The sequence below is a fragment of the Actinomadura chibensis NBRC 106107 genome (genome assembly GCF_001552135.1).
GTDB classification, from domain to species: domain Bacteria; phylum Actinomycetota; class Actinomycetes; order Streptosporangiales; family Streptosporangiaceae; genus Spirillospora; species Spirillospora chibensis.
In genome coordinates this window covers 213,426-221,887 of sequence record NZ_BCQP01000024.1, presented here as the reverse complement: position 1 = coordinate 221,887, position 8,462 = coordinate 213,426, and the positions used below count along the sequence as shown (strand labels likewise).

At 74.2% G+C, this 8,462-nt stretch carries 10 protein-coding genes; 5 read left to right on the top strand and 5 right to left on the bottom strand.

Annotated elements, in window-relative coordinates:
• Both ACH01S_RS14590 and ACH01S_RS14585 read right to left on the bottom strand, forming a co-directional pair.
• On the bottom strand, window positions 1–1,432 hold a 1,432-nt coding region (locus ACH01S_RS14590; RefSeq protein WP_067890874.1), incomplete at its 3' end, for a sensor histidine kinase.
• A 1-nt stretch (window position 1,433) separates the two neighbouring features.
• The gene (locus ACH01S_RS14585; protein WP_067890870.1) at window positions 1,434–2,114 is read right to left on the bottom strand and encodes a response regulator transcription factor; all 681 of its coding nucleotides are present in this window, start codon (window positions 2,112–2,114) and stop codon (window positions 1,434–1,436) included.
• 126 nt (window positions 2,115–2,240) lie between these two features.
• Here ACH01S_RS14585 and ACH01S_RS14580 point away from each other — a divergent pair, with 126 nt between their 5' ends.
• Both ACH01S_RS14580 and ACH01S_RS14575 read left to right on the top strand, forming a co-directional pair.
• On the top strand, window positions 2,241–2,924 hold the full coding sequence (locus tag ACH01S_RS14580; RefSeq protein WP_067890867.1) for a PepSY domain-containing protein: 684 nt from the start codon (window positions 2,241–2,243) through the stop codon (window positions 2,922–2,924).
• 86 nt (window positions 2,925–3,010) lie between these two features.
• Entirely contained in the window at window positions 3,011–3,805 is a 795-nt protein-coding gene (locus ACH01S_RS14575; RefSeq protein ID WP_067890864.1) for an ArsR/SmtB family transcription factor, read from the top strand.
• A gap of 189 nt (window positions 3,806–3,994) precedes the next feature.
• On the opposite strand, the gene ACH01S_RS14570 is transcribed toward ACH01S_RS14575, so the two are convergent.
• The 3 genes from ACH01S_RS14570 to ACH01S_RS44880 form a co-directional block, all read right to left on the bottom strand.
• A complete protein-coding gene (locus ACH01S_RS14570) occupies window positions 3,995–4,270 on the bottom strand; it encodes a hypothetical protein (protein ID WP_067890862.1) in 276 nt (91 codons plus the stop codon).
• A gap of 341 nt (window positions 4,271–4,611) precedes the next feature.
• Window positions 4,612–4,800, bottom strand: coding sequence for a DUF5999 family protein (locus ACH01S_RS14565; RefSeq protein WP_067890934.1), 189 nt, complete (start codon window positions 4,798–4,800; stop codon window positions 4,612–4,614).
• A 159-nt stretch (window positions 4,801–4,959) separates the two neighbouring features.
• Window positions 4,960–5,457, bottom strand: coding sequence for a hypothetical protein (locus ACH01S_RS44880; protein WP_067890859.1), 498 nt, complete (start codon window positions 5,455–5,457; stop codon window positions 4,960–4,962).
• Between the two features lie 457 nt (window positions 5,458–5,914).
• On the opposite strand from ACH01S_RS44880, the gene ACH01S_RS14555 reads away from it, so the two are divergent.
• The 3 genes from ACH01S_RS14555 to ACH01S_RS14545 are packed head-to-tail and all read left to right on the top strand — an operon-like array spanning window position 5,915 to window position 8,460.
• Window positions 5,915–6,610: a DedA family protein gene (locus ACH01S_RS14555; RefSeq protein WP_067890856.1), complete on the top strand. Its 696-nt coding sequence runs from the start codon at window positions 5,915–5,917 to the stop codon at window positions 6,608–6,610.
• Complete coding sequence (locus tag ACH01S_RS14550) at window positions 6,594–7,781, top strand: sensor histidine kinase (protein ID WP_246236775.1); 1,188 nt, start codon at window positions 6,594–6,596, stop codon at window positions 7,779–7,781. Before ACH01S_RS14555 ends, ACH01S_RS14550 begins: the two co-directional genes overlap by 17 nt.
• Window positions 7,782–7,788: 7 nt before the next feature.
• Window positions 7,789–8,460, top strand: a complete 672-nt coding sequence (locus tag ACH01S_RS14545) for a response regulator (protein ID WP_067890852.1) — start codon at window positions 7,789–7,791, stop codon at window positions 8,458–8,460.
• Window positions 8,461–8,462 lie beyond the last annotated feature (2 nt).

Here is an 8,462-nt window from a genome sequence, read left to right as displayed (position 1 = left end):
AAATAGCCGGAAGCCGCACCTCGAACAGCGCGCCGCCCTCCGGGGCCTCGCCGACGCCGAGGTCCCCGCCGTGCGCGACGACCAGGTCCCGGGCGATGGCGAGGCCGAGCCCCGCGCCGCCCTCGTCCCGGCTGCGCGCGTCGTCCAGCCGGACGAACCGCTCGAAGATCCGCGCCCGGTCGGCGGGCGGCACGCCGGGCCCGTCGTCGGCGACGCTCAGGACCGCCGTCCCGCCCTCCGCGCGCAGCGACAGCCGGACGGCCGCGTCCGCGTGCCGCTCGGCGTTGTCCAGCAGGTTGCCGACGACCCGGGCCAGCCGTCCCGGCACGCCCATGACCCGCGGGTCGCCCTCGATGGACGCCCGGACGGGGATCCGGTCGCCGGGGGCGCGCCGGTCCAGCTCGTCCCGGACGAGGCGGCCGAGCGCGACGGGCCGCTCCGGCGGCCGGTCGCCCGCGTCGATGCGGGCGAGCAGCAGCAGGTCGGCGGCGAGGTGCTGGAGCCGGACGACGTCCGCGATCAGGCCCGGCACGTCCAGCAGCTCCGGATGCGCCGCCGCGACCTCCAGTTGCGTGCGCAGCGACGCGATCGGGCTGCGCAGCTCGTGCGAGGCGTCCGCGACGAACCCGCGCTGCCGCGCCACCGAGTCCTCCAGCGCGGCCAGGGTCGCGTTCGTGGTGGCGGCGAGCCCGGCGATCTCGTCCCGCGCGTCCGGGACGGGCACCCGCCGCGCCAGGTCGCCCGCCGCCGTGATCTCCGCCAGCTCCGCCCGCACCGCCTCCACCGGACGCAGCGCCCGCCGCGTGACCAGCCACGTCACGCCCGCGACGACGGCGAGCAGCAGCGGCAGGCCCGCGAGCATCGCCCGGGTGACGGTGCCGACCGCGTCCCGCGCGGCGGCGAGGTCGGCGCCCGCGTAGACGGTGACGGTCTCGTCCCGCGGCGTCGTCACCTGGACCGCCGCGAACCGGTAGTCGGCGGTCCGGCCGTCGACGGTCGCGCTGCCGGTGGTGAGGCGCGGGTCGTCGTCGGACACCTCGCCGCGTCGCGGATCGTCGTCGCCCCCGTGCCCACCGCGCCGTCCGCCGTCGTCCCCCGGCTCGCCGGTCGGGCCGGGCCGGACGTTCGGCGACCCCGTGCCCGTGATCTTCTCCAGCTCGTCGCTGGCCGCCAGCACCCGGCCGCGCTCGTCCACGACCTGGACCGGGTGCTCCTCGCCGTCCGGCAGGTCGAGGCTCCCGAACGGCGCGCCGGTGGCGAGCTGCGAGGCGATCTCCCGCGCGGTCACCTCCGCCTGCAGGTCGGTCTGCCCGCCGAGGTTCGCGCGCAGCAGCAGCACGACCGCGAGCCCGGCCGCGATCAGCGCGCCCGCGACGACGGCGGTCGCGCCGAGCGTCGTCCGCGCCCGGACCGACGCCGGCACCCGCGCCATGTCAGGCGCCCCCGTTCCTGGCCAGCCGGTACCCGGCCCCGCGCACCGTCATGATCGACCTGCGCCCGAACGGGACGTCCAGCTTGCGGCGCAGCGCGCTCACGTACACCTCGACGATGTTCGGGTCGCCGCCGTAGGCGAAGTCCCAGACCGCCTCCATGATCTGCGCCTTGGACACGACCTGGCCCGCGTTCGCCGCCAGGTGCTCCAGCACGGCGAACTCCTTGGCGGTCAGCTCCACCTCGGCGTCCCCGCGGAAGACGCGCCGCGCCGCCGGGTCGACGGTCAGGTCGCCGAGCACGATGGACGGGGCCGCGCCCCGCGTCCGGCGGCGCAGCAGCGCGCGGATCCGGGCGACGAGCACCACGTAGGAGAACGGCTTGGTCAGGTAGTCGTCGGCGCCCGTGTCGAGGCCCTCCGCCTCGTCGTACTCGCCGTCCTTCGCGGTCAGCATCAGGATCGGCGTCTCGTCGCCCGCCGCGCGCAGCGCCGCGCACACCCGGTAGCCGTTCATGCCGGGCAGCATGATGTCGAGGACGATCAGGTCGAAGTCCCCGCCGAGCGCCCGGTCCAGCCCCCGCGCGCCGTCGTGGACGGTCTCGACCACGAACCCCTCGGCCGTGAGCCCGCGGGCGAGGGACGTGGCCAGGCGTTTCTCGTCCTCGACGATCAGCAGGCGCATGCTCTCAGCGTGCCAAATCCTCCCTGAAGGAGGCTTCAGGTTGCTTCAGCCGGGCCACAGGAAGCCGCGCCAGCCTTCGGAGGTGGCGACGGCGGGCGGTCCGCCGGCGCGACACAGGGAGGTTCGATGAAGATCGACGCACGGCGTCTGGTCACGGGACGCGGGCTGCTGGTGACGGTGGTCGCCGCGGGCGTCCTCGCGGGCGGGGGAGCGGCCACCGCCTTCGCCGCGTCCCACGAGGGGTCACCGTCCCCGTCCGCGTCCCCGACCGGGAGCGCGGACGCCCCGCCGCCCGCGACGGCGGTCTCGGCGGCCCAGGCGGCGGACGCGGCGCTGAAGGCCGTCCCCGGCAAGGTCGGCGAGATCGAGCTGGACGACGAGCACGGCAAGCCCGTCTGGGAGGTCGACGTCCTGGCGGACGGCGGCGGGTGGCGCGACGTGACGGTCGACTCTGGCAGCGGCAAGGTGCTGACGAACACCGCGGACCGCCCGGACACCGGCGGCCGCGACGACGACCACGGCGACGACCGCGACGACGACCGCGGCGACGACCGGGGTGACGGCCACGGTGACGACGAGGGTGACGACCAGGCCGAGGCCGCCGCGCTGGGCAAGGCGGCTGTCTCCGCGTCGGGCGCCGCCGACGCCGCGCTCAAGGCCGTCCCGGGCCGCGTGACGTCCGTCGAGTTCGAGCAGGAGCACGGCAAGGCCTACTGGGAGGTGGACGTCACCGCGAACGGCGGAGCCGAGCACGAGCTGCACGTGGACGCCGCGTCCGCCAAGATCCTCAAGAACGAGACCGGCGACTGACCGACGTGCGCGCACCGCGTTGACATGCAACCGTCCGGCTGCCTATGGTACAGGCAGCCGGACGGTTGCATTTCGAGGGGCGACGCATGGACGATGTCTTCAAGGCGCTGGCCGATCCCAGCCGCCGCCGCCTGCTGGACGGCCTGAACGCCCGCAACGGGCAGACGCTCCGCGAGCTGTGCGCCGGGCTGGACATGACCCGGCAGTCGGTCAGCAAGCACCTCGCGGTGCTGGAGGCAGCGGGCCTCGTCACGACGTCCAGGCGGGGCCGGGAGAAGCTGCACTACCTCGACGCCGCCCCGATCAACGCGATCGCCGACCGCTGGATGAGCCGCTACGACCGGCAGCGGGCGAGCGCGCTCGCCGACCTGAAGACCGCACTCGAAGAGGAGCACGACCCCATGACCGACAGCGAGTTCGTCTACACCACCTACATCAAGACCACGCCGGAACGGCTCTGGCAGGCGCTGACCGAACCGGCCTTCACCCGCCGCTACTGGGGCGTCGCCTTCGAGACGGACTGGAAGCCCGGCTCCACGATCACCTGGGTCGAGGACGGCGCGACCACGGCCGACCCGGAGCAGGTCGTCCTCGAAGCGGACCCGGGACGCCGCCTGTCCTACACGTGGCACACGTTCACGCCGGAGTGGGCGAAGGCCGTCGGCGTGGACGAGGAGACCCGCGCCGCCCTCCTCGCCGAGCCCCGCTCGAAGGTCACCTTCGACATCGAGCCCGCCGGGGAGACGGTCAAGCTCACGGTCGTCCACGCGGGCGGGGAGACGCTGCTCGGCATGTCGCGGCACGGCTGGCCGCAGCTCCTGTCCGGCCTGAAGACGCTCCTGGAGACCGGCGAGCCGCTGCCCGCGCCCCCCGCCGCCTGAACACGCCGCGCTTACTCGCGGCTCGCCCGGCCCCCCGTGCCTCCGGCGTCTCGGTGTGTTCGAGGCGCGCCGCGCACTTCGGCGGGCGTCGCGTGGAAGAGTGCCCGCCGCGGATCGACCTGGTCGACGCGCCGGTCGGACGCGGCGCGGGCGGACGTGCTCCGGGCGGAGCGGGCGGGGCCCGGAGCGTCACAGGAGCATGCCGCTGCCGCCGGATTCCTCCTCGCCGTCGGTGCTGGGCTCGGGTTCGAGGTACTCGTCCTCGGGCCAGAGCTCGTCGGCGAGGAAGGCGAGGTACTCCTCGTCGACGGGGTCGAGTTCGGCGGTCATCGACTCGGGATGGACGGCGGGCGCGCCGTCCGACGGTGGATCGTGCGACGGTCCTACGGGCATGGGGCGGAGCAGGTTCGGCATGCACAGACCGAACAGGGCGACCAGGGACACGAGGACCAGGACTGTGATCACGCCACACCGTCCTTTCGCGGTCGAGTTCCACATGATTCTTGCGTAAGTAGCGAAACAAGTGAACGCTACCGGGGGACCCCGCCGGATGGGAGCCCGACATGCGGATCGCCGGGCATACCAGACCCCCGAAGCCTCATGTGGACGCGCGTACGGCACGGGCCCGGCCAGGTTCGGCCAGGACTTCCGGTAAGGCCCCTCTCCCAGGCTGGACGTGATCGTCCCGCGGGGGCGCCGCGACACGCGGGCAGGGGTGAGCTCCGGCGTCCGGACCGGATGTTTCCGGGCACGCCGGAGCGGGCCGGGCCGAGCCCGGCGAAATGATCAGGTGGTCGTCGTGGAGGCTAGGCGGCGGTGCTCGGACGGTGCGGGGCGATGACCCGGCCGTCCGGCAGCAGCTCGCCCGTGTCCTCGAAGACGACGATGCCGTTGCAGAGCAGGCTCCAGCCCTGTTCCGGGTGGCTGGCGACGGTGCGCGCGGCCTCGCGGTCGAGGGCGTCGGGAGCCGGGCAGTGCGGCTCGTGGCGGCAGATCGAGTCGGGTTGAGCGGTCACAGGGTCCTCCACGTGTCCCCAGTGATTAAGGACATAGATGCAGCCTGCCGCTGCTCGTCCGAAATATGCAAGTGGATGAGGGATTCTTTACCGTACTTAACGTGTGAAGCCGGACAAGATGGGGCAACTAGCCGGTTTTCACCGCAAGAGACCCCCGTCAGGCTCGTCGCCGTGGTCCACGTCCAGGCCGACGACCGACGTGCAGCCGGTGCAGATCCACTCGGCGATGACCGCGTCCGAGCTGGTGGCATGGGTGCGGTAGGGGCGCTCGACCTGCCGCCGCCGCATCCCGTGCCCGCAGGACGGGTGCAGCAGCCGCCCGCAGTTCGGGCACGGCCAGACGTCCTCGCGCCGGAGGTTGCACTGGGGGCACAGCGGCGAGACGTAGCACCCGGGCGTCTCGGCGTGCTCCAGTTCCTCCGCCCATTCGTGCTCCAGGTCGAGGTACTCGTCGCCGGGCCAATGGTGGTCGGCCAGCCATGCGAGGTACTCCTCGTCGCCCGGTCCGAGGACGGCCGTCAGGGACTCGGGGTGCCCCTCGCGGGGGCGTTCTTCGCGCAGGCCGCGCCGCGTGGTGGCCAGGAAGGTCAGCAGGCCGAGGAGCGCGGCCGCGGCCAGGCTGGTCGCCAGGGGCATCGCGGCGTCCTTATACGATCTTGTGGCGGGAATGTCTGTTCACGAATTCGCTTCACAAAACGCTGCGAACGCTACAAGAAAGGGTCTTAACGGAAAAGTCGATCTATAAAGATTCTTTACAGGTCGGCTGACCGCGGACGATGTCCGAAACGGGCGTCCGCAGGGCCCGCTGCCTGCGAGAACCGGGGTTCCGGGCGTCCAGGGACCCCCGTCCCGGGCGGACCGGGTTTCACTCTCCGCTGAATCCGGCTCGGTCCGCACGGCCGGGAGCGGCCACCGTCCGGGCCGCCTCCGGCCGTCCGGGCGCGGGCGCGGCGCCCGGCCCGCGCCCCGCCGGACGGCCCGCCCGGCGGGGCGCGGGGTGTGGTTTTCCGCAGGCCGGGGGTGCGGCGCGCGGCCGGACGGTCCGGCGGCGCGCTCCATGGTGGCGGCCCCGCCCGGTTCCTAGCGTCGAAGCATGATCGAAACGGTGTACGCGGCGTCCGGGGCCGAGCCCGCGGGCGGCATCGCGGGCTGGGCGACCGACCTCATGGACAGGCTCGGCGCGCCCGGCGCGGGGCTCGCGATCGCGCTGGAGAACCTGTTCCCGCCGCTGCCGAGCGAGGTGATCCTCCCGCTGGCCGGGTTCACCGCCGCGCAGGGCCGGATGAGCCTCGCGGCGGCCCTGCTCTGGACGACCCTCGGCAGCCTCGCCGGAGCGCTCGCCCTCTACGGCGTCGGCGCGCTGATCGGGCGCGACCGCGTCCGCGCGCTGGTGGCGTGGCTGCCGCTCGTGAAGCTCTCCGACCTCGACCGGACGGAGGCGTGGTTCGCGCGGCACGGCGCCAAGGCGGTGTTCCTCGGCCGCATGATCCCGATCTTCCGCAGCCTGGTGTCCGTCCCGGCGGGGGTGGAGCGGATGCGGATGGCGACGTTCCTGCTCTACACCGGCCTCGGCAGCCTGCTGTGGAACACGGCGTTCGTGCTGGCCGGGTACGGGCTCGGCGACAACTGGCGGACGGTCGAGGAGTACGTCGGCGTGTACTCCAAGGCGGTGCTGGCCCTCGCCGCCGCCGCGGTCGCGGCGTTCGCCGCCGTGCGTATCGTGAAGGGACGGCGGACCGGAGGGCATCGGGCGGGGACACGAGAGTTCGAACGTGATCGCATCTTCTGACGCCCGCGGCGCCCGCCGCCGACCCGCGCGCACGGCCGCGCGGGTCGCGGTCGGCCTGCTGCTGGGCGCGGCGACGGCGGGCGCGGAACTGGTCCTGCTGGCCGCGGCGGCGCTGCTGACGGCCTACTCGCTGGCGTTCTCGCGCGGCCGCCGGACCGTCCCGGGGATCGTCGCCGACGCCGCCCGCGCCGCCGCCGAACTGGAGCGCCGGCGCCTCGGGGCGTTCCTCGGCGAGCGCGGTCCGGCCGACTACGGGCCGCTGCGGGCGCTGGCGTACCTCGTCCTGCGGGTGCCGGTCGGGCTGCTCGGCGGCGTGATCCTGTTCCTCATCGGCTACGGCGCCGCGCTGGCGGCGGAGCTGGCCGCGAGCTGGTGGATCACCGGCGACTACATGGACGGCATCCCGCCGACCCCGTGGATCGTCGCCTACACGGCCGTGTTCGGGCTGGTCCTGCTGTTCCTGGCCGTCCAGGGCCTGGTCGGGGTCGCGGCGCTGGAGCGGACGGTCGCCCGCCGCTGCCTCGGCCCGAGCCCGCTGGAGGAGTACGAGCGCCGCATCGCGCGGCTCTCGGTCACCCGGGCCCAGGTCGTGGACGCGGTCGACGACGAGCGCCGCCGCATCGAGCGCGACCTGCACGACGGCGTCCAGCAGCGGCTCGTGGCGCTCGGCATGCTGATCGGCCGCGCCCGCCGCGCCGGGGACGCCGACCGCGCCGCCGACCTGCTCCGGCAGGCCCACGAGGAGTCGGGCCGCGCCCTGGAGGACCTGCGGGAGGTCGCCTGGCGCGTCTACCCGGCCGCGCTGGACGGCGAGGGCCTGCGCGCCGCGCTGGAGACGGTCGCCGAGCGGTCCCCGCTGCCGGTGGGGATCGGCTACGCCGTGCCGGGCCGCCCGCCGCGCGCGGTCGAGACCGCCGCGTACTTCGTCGTCTGCGAGGCGGTCACGAACGCCGCCAAGCACTCCGGCGCGAGCCGGGTGACGGTGGACGTCACCGGGTCGGCCACAATGATCGGCGTGCGCATCGAGGACGACGGCTCCGGCGGGGCCGACCCGGCGGGCGGCGGGCTCGCGGGCCTCGCCCGCAGGGTCGCCGCGCTGGACGGCGAGTTCGCCGTGCACAGCCCGCCCGGCGGCCCGACCGTGATCACCGCGGAACTGCCGTGCGGGTGATGCTGCCGTGCGGGTGATGCTGGCCGAGGACTCGACGCTCCTCCGCGAGGGCCTCGTCCGGCTGCTGGCAGAGGAGGGGCACGCGGTCGCGGCGGCGGTCGGGGACGGCGACGCGCTGCTCGCCGCGGTGGCCGCCGGTCCGCCGGACGTCGTCGTCGTGGACGTCCGGATGCCGCCGACGCACACCGACGAGGGCCTGCGCGCCGCGCTGGAGATCAGGCGGCGCTGGCCGGACGTCGGCGTGCTCGTCCTGTCCCAGTACGTGGAGAAGCGCTACGCCGCCGAGCTGATCACCGCGGACACCGCCGGGGTCGGCTACCTGCTGAAGGACCGGGTAGCCCAGGTCGACGAGTTCCTCGACGCGCTCGACCGGGTCGGCGCGGGCGGCGCGGCGTTCGACCCGGAGGTGGTGCGGCGGCTGCTCGCCGCGCACGGCGCGCGGGACGACCCGCTCTCCCGGCTGACCCCGCGCGAGCGGGACGTCCTCGGCGCCATGGCGCAGGGCCACACCAACGCGTCGATCGCCGCGAACCTGCACGTCTCGCAGAGCGCCGTGGAGAAGCACGTCAACGCGATCTTCGACAAGCTCGACCTGTCGCACGCGACCGGGTACAGCCGCCGCGTCCTCGCCGTCCTGCGGTATCTGGGCTCGGAACCGTCCGCCAGAGAATCGGACTAACA

What these genes read in the sequence shown, in the direction of transcription:
- ACH01S_RS14585 (WP_067890870.1), bottom strand. Translation starts at nt 2,114, where the DNA reads ATGCGCCTGCTGATCGTCGAGGACGAGAAACGCCTGGCCACGTCCCTC.
- ACH01S_RS14555 (WP_067890856.1), top strand. Translation starts at nt 5,915, where the DNA reads ATGATCGAAACGGTGTACGCGGCGTCCGGGGCCGAGCCCGCGGGCGGC.
- ACH01S_RS14575 (WP_067890864.1), top strand. Translation starts at nt 3,011, where the DNA reads ATGGACGATGTCTTCAAGGCGCTGGCCGATCCCAGCCGCCGCCGCCTG.
- ACH01S_RS44880 (WP_067890859.1), bottom strand. Translation starts at nt 5,457, where the DNA reads ATGCCCCTGGCGACCAGCCTGGCCGCGGCCGCGCTCCTCGGCCTGCTG.
- ACH01S_RS14580 (WP_067890867.1), top strand. Translation starts at nt 2,241, where the DNA reads ATGAAGATCGACGCACGGCGTCTGGTCACGGGACGCGGGCTGCTGGTG.